Origin of the sequence: Flavobacterium branchiarum, from assembly GCF_030409845.1 — a bacterium.
Lineage (GTDB): Bacteria > Bacteroidota > Bacteroidia > Flavobacteriales > Flavobacteriaceae > Flavobacterium > Flavobacterium branchiarum.
The window spans coordinates 2051236-2070352 of record NZ_JAUFQQ010000003.1; the positions used below are offsets into that span (position 1 = coordinate 2051236).

General features: G+C 31.6%; 17 protein-coding genes. 15 read left to right on the top strand and 2 right to left on the bottom strand.

The window, feature by feature from the left end:
- Nucleotide 1 precedes the first annotated feature (1 nt).
- The 12 genes from QWY99_RS09620 to QWY99_RS09675 all read left to right on the top strand — a co-directional run bounded on the left by QWY99_RS09620 (nt 2) and on the right by QWY99_RS09675 (nt 13698).
- The gene (locus QWY99_RS09620) at nt 2-1288 is read left to right on the top strand and encodes a cell surface protein (protein ID WP_290264216.1); all 1287 of its coding nucleotides are present in this window, start codon (nt 2-4) and stop codon (nt 1286-1288) included.
- Between the two features lie 41 nt (nt 1289-1329).
- Nucleotides 1330-2562 carry a hypothetical protein gene (locus QWY99_RS09625; RefSeq protein WP_290264217.1) on the top strand — a complete coding sequence of 411 codons (1233 nt, stop codon included), beginning with the start codon at nt 1330-1332 and terminating at the stop codon, nt 2560-2562.
- A gap of 12 nt (nt 2563-2574) precedes the next feature.
- The gene (locus QWY99_RS09630; protein WP_290264219.1) at nt 2575-3798 is read left to right on the top strand and encodes a hypothetical protein; all 1224 of its coding nucleotides are present in this window, start codon (nt 2575-2577) and stop codon (nt 3796-3798) included.
- Between the two features lie 51 nt (nt 3799-3849).
- The gene (locus QWY99_RS09635; RefSeq protein ID WP_290264222.1) at nt 3850-4794 is read left to right on the top strand and encodes a DUF4465 domain-containing protein; all 945 of its coding nucleotides are present in this window, start codon (nt 3850-3852) and stop codon (nt 4792-4794) included.
- A 344-nt stretch (nt 4795-5138) separates the two neighbouring features.
- Nucleotides 5139-5678, top strand: coding sequence for a contractile injection system tape measure protein (locus QWY99_RS09640; RefSeq protein ID WP_290264224.1), 540 nt, complete (start codon nt 5139-5141; stop codon nt 5676-5678).
- A 200-nt stretch (nt 5679-5878) separates the two neighbouring features.
- Complete coding sequence (locus tag QWY99_RS09645; protein ID WP_290264226.1) at nt 5879-6502, top strand: LemA family protein; 624 nt, start codon at nt 5879-5881, stop codon at nt 6500-6502.
- A gap of 232 nt (nt 6503-6734) precedes the next feature.
- Nucleotides 6735-8159 carry an amino acid permease gene (locus QWY99_RS09650; protein ID WP_290264228.1) on the top strand — a complete coding sequence of 475 codons (1425 nt, stop codon included), beginning with the start codon at nt 6735-6737 and terminating at the stop codon, nt 8157-8159.
- 346 nt (nt 8160-8505) lie between these two features.
- Nucleotides 8506-9027 (top strand): RNA polymerase sigma factor, encoded by a 522-nt coding sequence (locus tag QWY99_RS09655; protein ID WP_290264230.1) that lies wholly within the window; start codon nt 8506-8508, stop codon nt 9025-9027.
- A gap of 46 nt (nt 9028-9073) precedes the next feature.
- Entirely contained in the window at nt 9074-9283 is a 210-nt protein-coding gene (locus QWY99_RS09660; protein WP_290264232.1) for a hypothetical protein, read from the top strand.
- A gap of 12 nt (nt 9284-9295) precedes the next feature.
- Nucleotides 9296-10135, top strand: a complete 840-nt coding sequence (locus QWY99_RS09665) for a FecR family protein (RefSeq protein ID WP_290264234.1) — start codon at nt 9296-9298, stop codon at nt 10133-10135.
- A 103-nt stretch (nt 10136-10238) separates the two neighbouring features.
- Nucleotides 10239-12854, top strand: a complete 2616-nt coding sequence (locus QWY99_RS09670) for a TonB-dependent receptor (RefSeq protein ID WP_290264236.1) — start codon at nt 10239-10241, stop codon at nt 12852-12854.
- Between the two features lie 4 nt (nt 12855-12858).
- Nucleotides 12859-13698, top strand: coding sequence for a DUF4249 family protein (locus QWY99_RS09675; protein ID WP_290264238.1), 840 nt, complete (start codon nt 12859-12861; stop codon nt 13696-13698).
- 85 nt (nt 13699-13783) lie between these two features.
- On the opposite strand, the gene QWY99_RS09680 is transcribed toward QWY99_RS09675, so the two are convergent.
- Together QWY99_RS09680 and QWY99_RS09685 are read right to left on the bottom strand one after the other, a co-directional pair.
- Nucleotides 13784-14470, bottom strand: a complete 687-nt coding sequence (locus QWY99_RS09680; protein WP_290264240.1) for a LytR/AlgR family response regulator transcription factor — start codon at nt 14468-14470, stop codon at nt 13784-13786.
- A complete protein-coding gene (locus QWY99_RS09685; protein ID WP_290264242.1) occupies nt 14467-15567 on the bottom strand; it encodes a sensor histidine kinase in 1101 nt (366 codons plus the stop codon). Before QWY99_RS09685 ends, QWY99_RS09680 begins: the two co-directional genes overlap by 4 nt.
- A 182-nt stretch (nt 15568-15749) precedes the next feature.
- Between QWY99_RS09685 and QWY99_RS09690 the strand changes: the two genes are divergently transcribed.
- Genes QWY99_RS09690 through QWY99_RS09700 form a run of 3 tightly spaced genes read left to right on the top strand, consistent with a single transcriptional unit; the run spans nt 15750 to nt 19022 of the window.
- Nucleotides 15750-16436, top strand: coding sequence for a DUF2490 domain-containing protein (locus tag QWY99_RS09690; RefSeq protein WP_290264245.1), 687 nt, complete (start codon nt 15750-15752; stop codon nt 16434-16436).
- 19 nt (nt 16437-16455) lie between these two features.
- The gene (locus tag QWY99_RS09695; RefSeq protein WP_290264247.1) at nt 16456-17748 is read left to right on the top strand and encodes a CitMHS family transporter; all 1293 of its coding nucleotides are present in this window, start codon (nt 16456-16458) and stop codon (nt 17746-17748) included.
- 35 nt (nt 17749-17783) lie between these two features.
- Nucleotides 17784-19022: a cation:dicarboxylate symporter family transporter gene (locus tag QWY99_RS09700; protein ID WP_290264251.1), complete on the top strand. Its 1239-nt coding sequence runs from the start codon at nt 17784-17786 to the stop codon at nt 19020-19022.
- Nucleotides 19023-19117 lie beyond the last annotated feature (95 nt).

Genomic DNA, 19117 nt, shown 5'->3' on the forward strand with positions numbered 1-19117 from the left:
CATGAATTATAAAATTTTAGAATATTTGAAAACGCTATTATTTTTATTTCTAGCGATTGCAGTTACTAATTGCTCGAGTAGTGATGAAAACTCAGATGATAAAAAGCCGCCACTCGCAAACAATGAATTTAGCACACAAAGAGCTACAATAACTCCCATTACTATCAATAATAGTGTCAGTGCAGATGCTACCTATAAATGGAGTGTAACAACTGCTCCTTCTGATAATTACTCTTTGGCTAATACCGAAACAAAAGAAGCCTTATTTGTAGCAACAGACATTGGAGTTTATGAATTGGAAGTTGTTATAAATGATAAAGGTACCACACAAACCCAAAAGGTTAAAGTAACTGTTAGCAAAGAAACTAAAGAGTATAAAACCTATATCGCCAAAGTATTTGACTTTAAGCCAGCACCAGGTCAATTTATAAACGATTTGCCTTCGGCTAATGACGGAGAGACTTATGATAAAATTTTAAGCCGAGCGAATTCTTTCTTAACTAAGAAAAATGGAGACTTAATTTCGCTTGGCGCATTTGGAGGTTATATTGTTTTTGGATTTGATCACACGATTGCAAATGTAAAAGGAAAACGTGATTTTAGAGTTTTGGGTAATGCGTTTTGGGCAGAGGCTAATCCTAATCCAGATTCAAATATGCGTGGTGGCAGCAGCGAAGCAGGAGTTATAATGGTGTCGTATGATAAAAACAAAAATGGATTACCTGATGATGAATGGTACGAGATAGAAGGAGCAGGGCACAAAATGGAAAAAACCATCCAAAATTATGAAATTACTTATTACAGACCTGACCCAAATAAAACTCCCGTTCCTGGAGGTGGTACAGGTACAGTTCTTTTTACGGATATAGAATACATATTATGGAAAGACAATCAAGGTAAAACTGGATATTTAGCACAAAATAACGCTTACAATCACTCTTTAGATTATTGGCCAAAATGGCTAAAAGACCAAGACAAAATCACTTTTAAAGGCACAAGATTACCCGATAATGCGGTTGATGAAAGTGGTACTGGAAGCTATTATGTTCAATATGCTTTTTTATACGGATATGCTGATAATGCACCTAATAACGACAATGATTCAGCAATAGATATTGATTGGGCAATAGACAAAAACGGAAATAAAATTCACCTTCCAGGAATTGATTTTGTAAAAGTTTATAATGGTCTTAATCAGCAAGCTGGATGGCTAGGAGAAACTTCTACCGAAATAATGGGAGCAACCGACTTGCATCTTTTGGGAGAAAATATTCCTACCAGACCATAAATTAAATAGTACGTTAAATTTTAAATTATTATACCAAAACCATGAAGAAAAACTTTACCCATTTGTTATTCATTGCCTTCTTAGTTATAGGATGTAGCAGCAATGATGATGATGCAAAAACAGGAGAAGAGGGCATAAAAGCTACTGAAATTACTCTTAAAGAAAAACATGATATAAATACTCTTACTGTATTAAATATTACTGGTTCAACTACTAAAAACAACCCAACTTTTGAATGGGTGATTACAAAAAATCCAATTAACACAAAAACGGATTCTATTGTTGGAAATTCTAAAGACTTAAGGTTTATTGCATTATACGCAGGTACCTACGAACTAACATTGAATGTTGCCGCAGATGGAAAAAAAGGAAGCAAAAAAACAGTCATAAATGTTACTAACGAGGTAAAAAATTACAGTCCGTATGTAACAAGTATTTTTGATTTTAGTCCTGCACCAGGTACGTTTGCCAATGATTTTTATAAAGTTGGTTTTACAAAAGAAGATGTAATGCGAATTGCATTAGGTAGAATTAATGAAACTAGTGTAGGTTACCCGATAGACTTAGGAGGATTTGGAGGATCAATTGTTATAGGATTTGATCATACAATTGTGAATGTCTCTGGAGAAAAAGACTTAAGAATTTATGGAGGTACTTTAACTGATAAAGCCGACCCACCAGCACCAGGATTAATATATGTTGCCTACGATAAAAATGGTAATGGAAAGCCTGATGATGATGAGTGGTATGAAATAATTGGTAGCCAACATACTAAAGAGAATACGGTTAAGAATTTTAAAGTTACTTATCATAAACCCGCAAATGGAAAGCCTGTAGTTGTAGGTGGCCCTAATGACCCTTTCTTAGACCGTGAACATTTATTCTGTGAAAATAGTGCAGGAGAAACCTATTACTTACCAAGGTCTAAAGGAAAAAAAGAATATTACCCATTATGGGCTTCTCAAAATACAGTTGCTTATGAAGGGCTTAAATTAAATGTCAATTTTCAACCTGCTCGTGCTGGACAAACTACATTATGGAATTATAACGCTCCTGAATGGGGATATGTAAATGCAGTAAACCCAGATATTGATATTGATTGGGCGGTAGACAAAAACGGAAATAAGGCAAACCTGCCTGGAATAAATTTTATAAAAATTGTTAACTGTATTAGCGAGCCAATGGGACTTTGTCATCAGCAGTCATCTATGGCAACAAAATTCTCTGGAGCAGCAGATCTTCATATATTAAAAAAATATAATCTAAGAAAATAAAAGAATAAAAACATGAATAAGTATATCAAATATAGTTTGTGTGCATTGGTTGTAAGCGTTTTATATTGCTGTAGTAACGATGACTCAAAACCAGATCCAGTTGCGCCACCACCCGTTTTAGAAGCTTCTTTAGCAATAAAATTAGAGTCTAATTTTACAACAGAAAGATACAAAGTAGCAGTCCTTAGCCCTGAAGTTAGTATAGAAAACGCAAACAATGCTGTTGCACAATATAAATGGACAGTTAAAACGCCTGGTAAAAGTGGTGTTATCAAAGACTCAATTATCGGTGACACAAAAGAATTAAGCTTCATAATGCCAAAATCAGGCGATTACTCGGTAGACTTTTCAGTTACATTGGGTAAACTAGTGAAACAAGCAACAACTAAGGTATCGGTTTCTGAAACAGGTAAAAAATACACTTCTAGTTTAGTATCGATTATAGATTATTTACCATCTCCTTGTTATAATATGGATGATTATCCGTTTGCGACCAAAGCAGAGGCTATAGAACAAATGAAGTTCAACCTTGATGACGAATCACCAGTACCATTAGGCACATTTGGAGGTTATGTTGTAGTTGGTTTTGATCACACAGTAATAAACGCTTACGGTAAACGTGATTTTATAGTTAAAATGTCTACTGCTAGTAGTTTAAAATTATCACCAGTTAGCATTTATGTTGCTTATGACAAAAACAAAAATGGTATTCCTGATGCAGATGAGTGGTATGAAATAGCAGGAAGCGAACACTATAAATCGACTACTATTAAAAATTATGAGGTTACTTATTTTAAACCAGATCCGAATAAAGCTCCTGTAGCAGGTAAAGCAAACTGGCAATATGATAAAGAATACCTTAAATGGACAGATAACAAAAATGCGTCAGGAACCATTACAAAAACAGAAAGATGGACTTATTCTGATTATTTCCCACAATGGATGGGGGGTAGTTATACAGTAAAAGGAACAAAACTAAATATTCCTGTAAAAGATGTTAGTGATGGTGAAGGCTTAAAATTTAACGTGGGAACCTATGATTGGGGCTATGGCGGAATAAAAGATCCTACAATAGATATTAGCTGGGCTGTAGATGCAAACGGGAAAAAAGTGCATTTGCCTGGAATTGATTTTGTGAAAGTTTATGTATCCACATTTGTTGAATTAGGTTCTTTAGACCTACTTACCAATTATTTTGAAAAAGCAGAAGATATCAATTTTGTTAAGACTAAATAATTAAAAATCATTTTATAGTAAAAGTATATTAACCCCCTAATTTTATATATAATGAAAAAAGTATTTTATTTTTTGACAGTAGGCTTGCTTTTAGGTCTTTCTTCTTGTAGTAATGAAGATGACCAATTAGTTAATGGCTCCTCAAATGCAACTGTAAACTCCGCAAACTCAACCAAAAGAATTGTTGCAGATCCTGCAATAGGAACTACTACAACTCTTAATCTTACTAGTGCACTTTTAGCTAATGGAATCTCAACAACAGGTGGTAAGTACTGGGAAAACACCTATGTATCGAACACAAAGTTAGATGTAGATATCTTTACTTTTTCGCATACAGCGGTATCTTCAGGTTACAATTATTGGGACGGATTTATAGTGTCAAACGTAAACGATATTACAAATTATGGCTCAGGAGAAGGATCTGGAGGATCTAATGGTTGGGTACCTAACCAATGGGGAACTATGGCAGGAAGTGGTTTTGGAACATCGACTACAACTACTGCCGGGAGTCCAGGCACACCCGGCGATCCTTATATAGTGGCATACTGGTCAAGTTATCAAGATCCTAAAAATCCTGCTGGTACCACTTTTAATGAGTCTAGTTTTTCAAACTGGGTAAAAATTGGAGATTCTGGACTATACGATGTTAAAGGATTAAAAATAAATATGCATCCATGGCCTTATTATGGCTGTTTATACGGTGATGGTTTTGCACAGCCATTTAATCAAGGAGATCGTTTTGAATTATTGATTTATGGAGTAAACCAAAACGGAATCATTTCAGCACCTATTGTACATTCATTAGCAGATTATACAGGATCTTCTTTAGTGATGCCAACAGGTTGGAAAAATGTTGACACCTCTAACCTCCAAAATTTAGGAAAAGTTAAATACCTTATTTTCCAAATGTATTCTTCAGACTCACACCCAATCTACGGAATGAATACTGCAGCTTACTTTTGCTTAGATAAACTTTCTGTAAAACGAGCAAACTAAAACATAGATTACTATTAATAGACAAAGAGCCATTCGAAAGATGGCTCTTTTTTTGTTTACCTAATTTTAAAATGAAATTCCGTGCCGCAAAAGAAATGCTCGCTCATATACAATGTCATTAGGTTAATATTTTTATATTGTATCTTTTTGATTTTTAAACACTAAAGGTCTAATTCTATTTATATATTTACCTAGTTCAATTTATACATTTGGAAGAGTGACCTCTCAAGATCATAACAAATGTGGAAGTTATCTGATATACATAATAATTTTAAAGAATTATTGAAGAAATAAGTAAAAACTAATCTCCTAAAAAATGGATACAAATACCAACTATTGAAAAGATGAAAATTAGTCAGAATCCTAAAACGACAATCAAAGAAGGTATTGCGATAAGAAATGCTGGAATTGTAATTATTAGTCCTTTTTTCGTAATGCTGTTTGATCGACTAGGTTTGGTTCGGGCAAATAAATTTACAACGCGTGAGAACCAAATAAAAGCAGTACAATATTTACAATATGTAATCACAGGATTAAGTAATACCGAAGAAATTTATCTTCCACTAAATAAGGTCCTTTGTGGCTTGGCTTTGTCAGAAGCTGTTCCCGACGAAATTGATGTTTCTGAAGATGATAAGGAATTGATCAATAGTCTAATATCAGCTGTTATTTCTCACTGGACCGCTATAGGTAATTGCTCAATAGATGGATTTAGAGGTAACTGGCTTGTTCGAGATGGAATCTTAGTAGAATTTGTTGACAAGTGGGAACTTACAGTAGAAAAAAGAGCTTATGATATATTAATTAATAAATCACCTTTTGCTTTCTCCATTATTAAATACCCCTGGATGGAAAAACCATTGCATGTAATCTGGCCTTATTAAAAAGTAAAATATCATTTACAAAAAATATTTAACTCGATGGCAAAGACAAACGTAACAGTAGCGCAGAAATTAAACTCAGATCTGTAGACAACGGTAGCGCGGAAATATAGATAAAACACAAACTCATCAAGGAGGAAGCTTTAGCTACTCTGGATCAAGGGGGATGGTAATCCTAATATATATTTAACAACATAAAAAATATGAAAAAAACTTATAAGTATTCGCTAATTGTAGTTATAGGTACAGCAATAGTAATTTATTTTATAATCAATTTACACAGAAATACAGTTGTTAATAATTTGATAGATAAGAATAAAACAGTAACATCAATGTGGTCTGAATTATATATGAATAGTAATATTCGTTTAAAATTAATTGATACATTGATAAGAGATAATAAAATTAAGAGTAAGGTTTTAGACAGCTTAAAAATTGCGTTGAAAGATATTAAACAAATAGAAAATTTATATAAAAAAGAATCTTCAATAGAGTTTGTGAAAAAACAATATGACTTAAATAAAATATACATAAATGTTTTAAAAGAATATTCAAATGATAGTATCTTGAAACAAAATCAAAGCGATAAAGTTTTAACTAAATTAGAAGAAGCTGATTCAAAATCTAATGTTTTAATAGATAAATATAATGATTCAGCCTTGGATTATAACAAATATATTTCCATTTTTCCAAATTTTTATTTTGCTAAAAGCAATGGATTTCATAAAAGAAAATATTTTACAATTAAATATGGTTCAGAAAATGAGGACCCTATAATTGAAAGTAAAAGATTACCATCTTGGGCTAAAGATCAAGACACTATATAAATGGGATAATGTATTAATGTGTTGGTGGTTGATTATTCTACCCGCTAGCTGTTCCGCAGAAATTCTTCCCATAGCCACAAAATAAAATTCAACAAAAATATGAAACCTCCAGCAATTAAATTGCCAAAAAAAGAGTGTTATAAAAAATTACACTTGTGCATACTTTGTACGATTCCTTTTTTAACTTATCTTCGTCGCTTGTACATTTTTAATTAATTAAAAAATCTAATTTGTGAAGAAAAACCACGAAGACGTAGAAGAAAATCAGCTTAAACGCGGGCTGACGAATCGCCACATTCAGTTAATTGCCTTAGGGGGATCAATTGGAACAGGTCTTTTCCTAGGTATTGGTCCAGCTGCTGTATTAGCAGGTCCATCAGTTATTTTGGGTTATGCTGTGGCAGGAATTATTGCTTTTTTTATAATGAGACAGCTTGGTGAAATGGTTGTTGAAGAGCCTGTTTCAGGAAGTTTTAGCCATTTTGCTTATAAATATTGCGGGTCTTTTGCGGGTTTTGCATCGGGTTGGAATTATTGGATTTTATATATTTTAGTTAGTATGGCTGAACTAACAGCCATTGGAGTTTATGTACAGTTTTGGTGGCCAGAAATTCCGCTTTGGGCATCCAGTTTGTTTTTCTTTCTGGTTATTAACGCTTTGAATTTTGCTTCTGTAAAAGTTTATGGTGAAACTGAATTTTGGTTTTCAATCATAAAAGTGGTTGCTATTATCGCTATGATTCTCTTTGGTACTTACTTGTTAATGAGTGGAACAGGAGGAGAGCAAGCAACAATTCAGAACTTATATAACGACGGAGGCTTCTTTCCTAAAGGATTCTTTGAAAAATCTTCTGATGGTAGTTTTCAAGGTTTATTATCGGCAATGGCGCTAATTATGTTTTCTTTTGGTGGTTTAGAACTAATCGGAATTACCGCTGCAGAAGCTGAAAATCCAGAAAAAAATATTCCAAAAGCAACAAATCAGGTAATTTATAGAATACTTATATTTTATGTAGGTGCATTGGTTATCCTATTTGCTTTATCACCTTGGCAGCAAATTACAACAGATAGTAGTCCATTTGTAATGGTTTTTCAAAACTTAAACGGAATGGAATTTGAGTTGTTTGGCAACAAAATATATTTTACGCGCCTTATTGCAAATGCACTTAATTTAATTGTATTAACTGCAGCTTTATCAGTGTATAATAGTAGCGTATATAGTAACTCACGTATGTTGTATGGTTTAGCAGATCAAGGAAATGCTCCTAAGTTTTTAATGAAATTAAACAAACAAGCGGTGCCTATTAATGCGATTTTAATTTCTTCATGCTTTGCAGCTATCTGTATTATAATAAATAAATTAATTCCAGAAGAGGCTTTTAGCATTTTAATGTCTTTGGTTGTTTCTTCTTTAATCATTAACTGGGTGATGATATCTTACACTCATTTAAAATTTAGAGAAGCAAAAAACAAGGAAAATACAACAACTAAATTTCCTTCATTATTTTATCCAATAAGCAATTACATTTGTTTCGTATTCTTGTTAGGAATTTTATCAATCATGTGGATTACTAACATGAAATTATCTGTAGAATTAATCCCGATTTGGTTGGGTATTCTATTTATATGCTATAAAGTTTTTAAAACAAAAAAATAAGTAGTTTTCACTACATCATTCTTTTATGAGGCATTGATAATCAACATAAAGTTGATTATAAATGCCTTTTTTAATAATATCCTTTTGTTGCTAAACTATTTATATTCAAAAGATTTAAAAACAATATCAATTATGATTTTTCTGTGATTGAGTTTAAAGAATAATTGTTAAAATTTTTCTTATACATTACATGATATAAAATTAAATTACTGTTCTTTGTAGCTTATTAGATTATCAAGGTTAACAAATAACTTCTTTTTAAAATTCTTTACTTAAAATTGTTAAGTTTTTAAATATAAAAAGAATAAGAGCTACTATAGTTAAGATTGGCTATCATATTTAAGTTATGGACAATAAAAAGTTTATATTGAGTTTAAAAAGAGGTAATGAAGCCACTTTCAAAGCCGTTTATCTAAACTATTATGACCGACTCATAGGCATAGCCAAAAGATTTGATTTTAAAGTTCTAACTCCAGAAGATTTTGTACAAGAAACATTTTTGAGACTACATGACAAAAGAGAATTGCTTCATGAAGATATTCTATTTGATAAACAATTGTTTACCATCTGTAAGAACATTATCATTAATCATATAAACAGAGAAAATAAGATAATTCAGCTCGATCCTTTTAAGTCAGAAATCGCTGATGAAGTTCCTGATACAGGAAATTTTGAAGAAAGGAAAGAATTATTATATAATTACATTAATCTACTTCCTGAGCAGCAACAAAAAATATTCACTTTACACAAACTAGAAAACCTTAGTTATAAAGAGATTGCAACGATGACAGATCTTTCTGAAAAGACCATTGCCAATCATATTTATCTTGCCAGTAAATTTATTCGAAAAAAAATCGAAGAGCATTAGGAACTTTTCTATTCTCGTTTGTTATATATAAAATGAGACCATTAAAATGGATATAGAAGTTTATCAAACTGATGTTAAAACAAAGAAGGATGCAAGATATATTGTAGCACTTCTTCAATTCGTTATTTCCGATTGTATCATGAATTTTGATATTGTCGGTAGTAATCATATTCTAAAAATTGAAACCAATAGAGATATTAAAGAGATGGTTTATCGTGTTTTTAATAAAAACGGATTTTATTGTCAAAAACTTTAACGCCCCAAAGATATGGATGAGAAAAAACTAGAAGAAGAATTAAAAAAATTATGGCATGAAACTCCCATAGAACATTACAAAAGTGTGAAAGAAACTTCATGGGAAAAATTCCAATCTAAAGCATTCCCTTCAAAGAAACGAACTTTTACTTGGCGTAAATATGTTGCAGTGGCTGCAGTGATTTTAATGTTTTTTGGAACGGGTATTTATTTGACCAACAATACACAACAAACCAACATTTCATTTGCAGGAACGATTATCGAAAACCCTACGTCTAAAGTAAAAACGGTGTTCCTACCAGATAGTTCAAGGGTTGAATTAGCTGCTTATTCAAAAATCGAATATGCTACTAATTTTACTAACAATAGAAAAATTGGAGTAGAAGGAGAGGCTTATTTTAAAGTTAAAAAAGACAAAGAACATCCTTTTCAGGTATTTTGTAACGAAACCACTACGACCGTTTTAGGAACTTCTTTTATAGTTAAAGGCAATGCCAAAAAAGAAGTGGTTGTAGCGCTTTATGAAGGAAGTGTACAAATGAGCGTAAACGGACAGGATAGAAAATGGATACTAAAACCAGGTGAAAAATTCACATACAACAACAATACTGTATTAGTGGTAAATTTTAACCGATTTATAGACTTCGATAATCAAAATATTAATGAAGTAATTGCCTATGTTAAGAGTAATTACGGTTATAAATTAATTCTTCCTACGGAATACAATAACAAGAGAGTAACAGTACGAATAAATAAAAAAGAAGATTTAAAAACTATTGTCCAATTAATATCAGAAATGTATAACCTAAACTTCGAAACCAATGAAGAACTAAATCAAATTACTTTTCAATAGAAAAGAAAAAAGGATGCACTAGCCGCGAAACTAAACATCCTCTCCCTTAGTCAGGATAGTAAAAAACTATCCCATTTAATAATTTTCAAAAATACGAAATTTTATGAAGTATATAATTTCAGCATGCTTTTTTTTACTCAGTCTGAGTATGTTCTCCCAAAAAATCAATGTAACAATTGATCAAACAATTACGCTAAAAGAATTGTTTAAGCAAATAGAAAGTCAAACTGATTTTAAATTTGCTTTTACAGATCAAATAGACACCAATCAAAAATATTTTACTTCAAAACAGACTTATAAGAAACTCGAAATAGAGAAACTTATCCCTGAATTGAACAAGGTAACATCAATTCAATTTTCAATTGTTGGAAATAATATTTTTGTTAAGCCTAAAACGTCCAAAGGATCTAAAAAAAAAATTAAGTTGACAGGGGTGATTTCTGATGAAAAAAAACAACCCGTTATAGGTGCCAATGTTTATATCAAAGAAATAAAAACGGGTACTACAACAGATCTTAATGGAAAGTTTACGATCGAATTACCACAAGGAGATTATACGGTTTTAACAAGTTATGTAGGATATCGAAATCAAGAAAAACAAATTACAATTACAGATGATATTGTAATACGTTTCTCGATGGAATCAGATAGCAACCAATTAGATCAGGTAGTCGTTACAAGCTCTAAAGCTGTTGATGTAAAAAATACTCAAATGAGTGTCAATAGATTAACAATGGAAGAAATAAAAAGAATTCCATCTGCAATGGGCGAGCCAGATCCTTTAAAGTCGATATTAACCTTACCAGGGGTAACAAATGCAGGAGAAGGTTCTTCAGGATTTAATGTACGTGGAGGAGCTGCCGATCAAAATTTAATTCTTTTAGATGGAGCGCCTGTATTTGGTGATTCGCATATGCTTGGTTTTTTCTCTATTTTTAATGCCGATATCGTTAACGGATTAGATTTATACAAAGGAGGTATTCCGTCTAAATTTGGTGGTAGGGTTTCATCTGTACTTGATGTAACCCAACAAGCAGGAGATTTTGAAAAGTTTAAGGTAAATGGTGGTATCGGACTTATCTCAAGTAGGCTTCTGGTACAGGGGCCAATAAAAAAAGATAAAGGTTCTTTTATAATTTCTGGACGTACCTCTTATGCACATTTATTTTTAAGATTGGAAGATGGTAATACCAATGTAATTAAGTTTTATGATGTCAATGCCAAGCTAAATTATCGGTTTAATGCGAATAATACGCTTAGTTTCTCGGGATATTTAGGAAGTGATGTTTTTAGTTTTAATAAAGATTTAACTACCTCTTTCGGGAATATAATGGGGACAGTAAACTGGAAACATCGTTTCTCAGATAATTTAAATACAAATCTATCTGCTTTTTACAGTGAGTATAAATTCAATCTTGGCATAAAAACCGATAAGTTTGATTGGGAGAATACGGTTAAAACATATGGACTGAAATACAATTGGAATCAATCGATAACTCAAAAGTTTAAACTAAACTATGGAATTGAAGCGATATATTACAATTTTAATCCCGGAACAATACGACCTAGAGGGACTGATTCAGAATACAATTACCAGCAATTTGATAAAAAATATGCTTTTGAGTCTGCTATCTACATTGATTTAGAGCATCAGATTACTGAAAAATTAAACCTTCGCTACGGACTTCGTTACAGTTCATTTTATCGTATGGGTAAAGAGAATGTATATACTTATGAAGATGGAAATCCAGTAGTATATAATCCAGTGTATAACATTTATCAAAGAGCAATCCCAACGGGTATAACTTCCTATAAAAGTGGTGAGATTATAAGTAATTTTAATAATTTTGAACCTCGTGCTTCATTATCTTATGCTTTTAATGATAATAATTCTGTTAAGGCAAGTTATAATAGAATGGCACAATACATTCATATGTTATCTAATTCTAGATACCCACTTCCGATGAATATCTGGACTCCAAGTGGTCCATACGCAAAGCCACAACTAGCAGATCAATATGCGGTAGGTTATTTTGCGAATCTCAATGATCGTGCTTATTCTTTTGAAGGTGAATTGTTTTATAAAAAAATTCAAAATAGAATTGATTATATCGATGGGGCAAATATAGTCGCCAATAATCAGATAGAAAGAGTAATCCTTAACGGAGATGCTAGAGCATATGGAATGGAACTATTATTTAGAAAAAATACTGGTAGGTTCACAGGATGGGTATCTTATACATTATCCAAAGCTGAACAAAAAACTCCTGGAAGAACACCACAAGAACCTGGTATAGCTAATGGCAAATGGTATCTATCATCATATGATAAGTTACACAATTTAAATGTTGTGGGTAGCTATGAGCTAAATCATAAATGGTCTTTTAATGCTAATTTCACTTTGCAATCTGGGCAACCAGTTACTTATGCAGATGGTTATTATGAACTAGCCGGATTTAATGTACCGAATTTCATGCAGAGAAATGAAAATAGACTCCCTACATATCATCACTTAGATTTGGCAGCAACTTATACACCAAAACCAGATAAAAAGAAAGGATGGCAAAGCTATTGGGTATTTAGCATATATAACATTTATAACAGAAGAAATGCGGCGACTATGTCGTTTTCTACAAATGACAAAACGGGTATAAATGAAACAAAAAAACTATCAATCTACGGATTGGTACCAGGAGTTTCATATAATTTTAAATTTTAATAGCATGAAACAGTCCATAAAAAATATTTTTAAAAGTAAGCCACTAGTATTGTTTAGCCTATTTTTTATAATCTTATTATCCTCTTGTGAGGAAGTTGTAACACTTGACTTAGAAACGGGAGAAGCTAAAATAGTGGTTGATGCTGAAATTCTTTGGAATAAAGGAACTGATGGAAAAGAACAAATTATAAAAATTAGCAAAATGGCACCTTATTACAATAATTCTGTGCCTAAAGTTTCTGGAGCACAGGTAAGAATTGTAAATAGCAATGGTGATTCTTTTGCATTTACCGAATCTGCTCCAGGTTCGTATGTATGTACTGATTTTGTTCCTGTTCTTAATATGGAATATACGCTACATGTTGTGGTAGAAGGCAAAAGCTTCACAGCGGTTGAAAAACTAACATCGGTAACTCCTATTAAAAGAATTGAGCAGAAATATGTACCTGACGTAACGGGGCCCGATTTACTTGAGCTAGCATTTTTCTATGATGATCCTGCTGATGAAGACAATTTTTATCTGACGAATTTTAAAACAGATTTCCTTATATTACCATCTTATGCAATGTCAAATGATGATTTTTCTAATGGAAATGAAATGAACGAAAGGTTTTCGGATGAGAAGTTGAAACCAGGAAAAACTATTGGAATTATACACCGTGGTATTTCTCAAAATTTTTATAATTATATGAGTTTAATTATTGAAGCATCAAACTGGAATCCATTTACTACAACACCAGCAAATATTAGGGGGAATGTTATAAATTCAAATGATTCAAGTGATTATGCTTTTGGATATTTTAGGCTTTGTGAAGCCGTTACTACTTCATATACAATGAAATAACAATAGAATTTAGAATTTTTTTGTTTAAATACGCCTAACATATGAAAACTACGTTAGGCATATTTTTTTATTTTAAAAGGAAGTTTTAATTTATTTTGAGATTGTTTTTATAAGTGCGTCCTATTGGCAATTCTTTACCATTTTTTAGTAGTACAGTACGCGAATTAAAAGAAGCGATATGATCTTTAAGAATAAGATAGGATTTGTGGATTCTTATAAATCCGAGATGGCGATGCATCTCTTCAAATTTAGTCATTCGTTCCAGTACCATATGATTTTTGTATCGGGATACAATTTTTATATATTCACCAAAACCTTCTATCCAATATATATCATTGAGTTTGATCTTATTAATAATGTAATCGGACTTAAACATAATAAAATCCTCTATAGTATCTTTTGCATGTTTAAAAAGATAATATTCTTTTGCTTTGGTTATGGCTTTTTCAAAACGTTCAAAACTTATCGGTTTTATGAGATAATCAATAACATCAAGTTCAAAAGCCTTAGCTGCATGTTGCTCTTCTGCAGTGATAAAAATACAAAGCGAGTTGTTTTTAGTGCTTTTTAAAAGTTCTATGCCGTTTATGTTTGGCATATTTATATCAAGAATTAATAAATCAACCTCGTTTTGATTTAGGAACAAAATTGCATTTTCAGGATCATTAAATGTATTTAATAAATTGATTCCTTTAAGATTTGAACAATAGGTTTTAATAAGCTCAAGAGCAGGATACTCATCGTCAACAGCTATAGTTTGTAAATCTTTCATATTTTAATTTTGAGGGTAGAAAAGTACGTTTTATTTGACGATTCTTCAACTAGTTCATAATTTTCTGCATATTGAATACTTAATATTTTCCTTAATGCTGTCATTCCCATTCCTTTGTAAGTATTGTTTTTAATATTGCTATCGTGCTTAGATATAGAATTGGCAACTTTGAGAACAACATTATCTTCGTCCTTGTAAAACTGAATATTTATATACGCCTCCTTTTCATTACCAATGCCAGAATGTTTTAGTGCATTTTCAAAAAGCGCAAAATATACCGAAGGAGGTATTTCTAATTGTTCCTGAATTTCTTCATCATTGAGTTCAAATTCTATAGCAAGTGTATTGTTATATTTTAGTTGATATAAACCAGCAAGTGCTTTAATCATTTCAAACTCCTTTAGAATTGTAATTGTATTCTTGTCTGTTTCATATATAACATACTGAAGTAGCTGGCTTAATTGTAATATAGCTTCCGAAGTATTTTTTTGTGGATTATAACTTCCTGAATAGATGTTATTAAGGGTGTTTAATAAAAAGTGTGGATTTATTTTAGACTTCATTAAATTAAGATCTGTCTCATTTTTTTTAGATTCTAAATTTTTATAGTCATATTCTATTAAAAATTTATGCTTTGATATTCCTAAAAATGAGGCTACTAAGATTATAATACTTTGAGAAGCATAAACGCTAATTAAAAAAAGGCTTTCATTCGAGTCATAAATAGGATTAACATAAAATTTTGGTTCTACAAGTAAACGCAGTAAAGAAGTAATTATAAATAAAATCAGCGCATACAATATATACTCAGGATATTTATTTGTCTGATAATAAGTAGGAACGAGATACGAATAACATACAATGTAAAGTACGCTATTCACTACCATCGTAAACAGTACGCTATAAAGTGCATCGGGCATAGTAGCAAAATGAAGTGTACTATATATAATGACTACAGTATAGGTGATAAAAAAAATACAATGTTGAAATGTTATTAGATTATTCCACTGTTTTGTCATTAATCGACTTATAATCTTTTGTTCAAAGAGAAGTCGGAATGCAATTAGCAGAATAATAATGTTTATTAGTAAAATCATACTTTTTTATTATAAAAATTACTTACCGCTCAAAAAAAAGCATTTAAAATTACATATATCATTTTATTCAAATAGTCTTATTGTGTAGTTCACTTATTAAATATGTCGTTCATTGAAAATTAGATTTTTTCCAGATACCATTCGCATACTTTTATCACAACCAAAATTTAACAATAACCAAAATGAATGTAAAAAATATATCAATCCTATTTTTTTTAATGCTGTTTTCTATTACGAGTAATGCACAGCAAGATAATCTTAATACATGGTTTCAATATACTATGTCGGCAAAATTAAATAAAAAATACAGCTTTACTGCTTTATCGCAATATCGCTCATATGATTTGGTCAAAGATTCACGGCTTTTTTTAGTATCAACCTATTTAGAGAGAAAGTTAGATAATGATATTTACCCGGCTATGGGATATATGTTTCTTATTTTAGAGCCCTACACGAATGACACGGAAAAAAAAATACGTTATGAAAATCGACCTTTTCAACAGATATCTTTTAGAAATAAAATAGGAAGAACATCATTAACGCATCGTTATAGGATCGAAGAACGTTTTTTGACAAATCCAAATGATTTTATTGTGAGACTTAGGTATCTTCTTTCATTTAAAATCCCATTAAATAAAGCAACAGAAAAAAATATTTTATACGGTATACTTAAAAATGAGATACGTATGAATGTTGTAAAAGACGAACAGTTCGACAGTAATAGACTTACCGCAGGTCTTGGAATCAATATGGGCGAGAAAGCAGCTTTAGAATTCTCTTTTATCAATCAACTCAGCGATTCAGATACTAGTAATTATGTGTTACTAGGTTTTAGAAATTCATTCGACTGGTCAAAATCTGAAAATTAATAACTTAAAACATTTTATCATGCTCACAATATTAGGTTTTGCAATGATTATCGTATTCATGTACCTTATCATGTCTAAAAAACTATTTCCGCTAACAGCGCTAATACTTATACCAATAATTTTTGCTCTTTTTGGTGGTTTTGCATCAGATATAGGTACTATAGTTATGGATGGCTTAAAGAATATTGCTCCCACGGGTGTGATGCTTATTTTTGGTATCCTCTTTTTTAGCATAATGATTGATGCTGGACTATTTGATCCATTAGTCAATTTGATACTCAAACAAGTAAAAGGTGATCCTGTGAAAATTGCGTTCGGTACAGCAATATTAACAGTTCTAGTATCATTAGATGGAGATGGAGCCACAACGTATATGATTGTGGTAGCAGCAATGTTACCATTGTATAAAAAATTAGGGATGAACCCATTAGTTTTATCCTGTATCATAATGCTTGGTGGTGGCGTAATGAATATTCTCCCTTGGGGCGGACCTACTGCAAGAGCTATGACTACACTTCAGATGGATGCAACAGAACTTTTTGTACCAATGATACCTGTAGTAATTGGCGGTGTAGTTTGGGTTCTTTTATGTTCAGTATGGCTCGGAATAAAAGAAAAAAAGAGAATTTCAAAACCTGATTTTGTAAATCCATATTTAGATAACGAAGAAATAATAGGGGTACAACGCCAATTAAAAAGACCAGGACTTATATGGTTTAATCTAGCATTGACACTTACACTTATGGCTACAATGATGTTTAATGTATTGCCTCTTGCTGTTTCATTCATGATTGCTTTTTGTATAGCTCTTATCATCAACTATCCTAAAATAGAGGAGCAACAAAAAGTTCTAAAATTACATGCTGCTAATGCGCTATCGGTAGCATCAATGATTTTTGCTGCTGGTATATTTACAGGTATACTATCTGGAACAGGGATGATGGATGCTATGGCAAAATCAATGATATCTGTAATACCAGATACTTGGGGTAGTTTATTTCCAATTATAACTGCCGTAACAAGTGCACCATTAACATTTTTTTTAAGCAATGACGCTTATTATTTTGGAATATTGCCTCTTATTACAGAAACAGGACTTCATCTTGGAGCTACAAAATTAGAAATTGGTACTGCTTCATTAATAGGTCAAGGCGTACACTTGTTAAGTCCATTGGTACCATCTACTTATCTATTAGTCGGTTTAGCAGGAGTTGACTTTTCAGATCATTTAAAGTTCACATTAAAATGGGCATTAGGATCGTCACTTGCAATGCTAATTACCGCAATTATTATGGGACTAATTACTTTTTAAATAACCTATCTTTGTTAATTGTCTAATAATACATAATGGAGAATCAACACTTTATAAACACAGCTGTATCAGGAAAATTTGTAAAAAATTTAGCTTCGTATGTTTTCGCAGCATTGTTACTTGGTGTTTTTGTAGGTCATTATTTTCCCGAAAAAGGCATTAGCTTAGATTTTTTAGGAACAAGTTTCCTTTATTTAATAGAACCATTTATTCAGCCTGTTATTTTTTTAACTATTGTAATAGGAGTAAGTGGGGTAGGTAACTTAAAAAAAGTTCGAAGTATCGGACTTAAAGCAATAGCCTATTTCATTATAATTACCACAGTAGCAATTTTATTGGGCGTAGCAAGCGCGCTATTTATTGAACCAGGCAAAATTAAAAAAAACGGTATTGCAAGCTTTGATATACCCGCAAAGATTAGTGATACAGAATTTACTAATGATTGGTTTAATTATTTGATACTAAACAGACCTTTAATATTACTATTGGTAGCCATATTATTTGGAATTCTATTAAGCTTTTCCCGACATAGAGAACAATTAGTCATTAAGCTAGAAAAGGTATCACAATTTTTATACAAACTATTAATGTATTTATTTTGCCTTATACCAATTGCTGCTTTTGGTGGTATGGCTTATTCTGTTTCTAAGTTTGGCATAAATAGCTTATTACCGTTAAGTAAGCTATTAGCGACAACCTATATTACAATGGCCTTTTTCCTATTCGTAGTCTTAGGCCTTATATTAAGGTATTATAAAATTAGTCTTTGGAAGTTGTTAATCTACATGAAAGAAGAACTACTGATTGTTTTTGGTACTTCTTCTTCAAGAACAGCTTTTCCGTTAATTGTTGCTAAACTTGAAAAAGCAGGTTGCAGTAAAGCTGTTGTAGGATTATGTATACCTCTGGGATATAGTTTTAATTTGGCTGGAGCATGTATATTTTTACCTATTTGCACATTATTTGTTGCTCAGTTATTTGAAATACCGCTGTCTTTAGAGGAAATTATAACTATTATTTTGGTAATCTTGGTAACTTCAAAAGTAGCGTCTGGAGTACCCGGATCAGGTTTTATAGCATTGACAATTACCTTTACTACACTGCATACGTTCCCACTAGAAGCTTTGGTGCTTTTATATAGCGTTGATAAATTTATGAATGAAGCCAGAACGATTACCAATTTTATTGGTAATGCTGTTGGTGCAATAGTTATCTCAAAATTTGAAAATGATTTTATTCCTAATCCAGAAGTAGATCTTTCGATCAAAAATTGAATTTAAGCATTAGCTAGAATTATATTTTTAATTCTACTTCTTGAAATTAGAACATGGATAAAACAGATTTGATTTACAAAAAGCAGCTTTAGAAA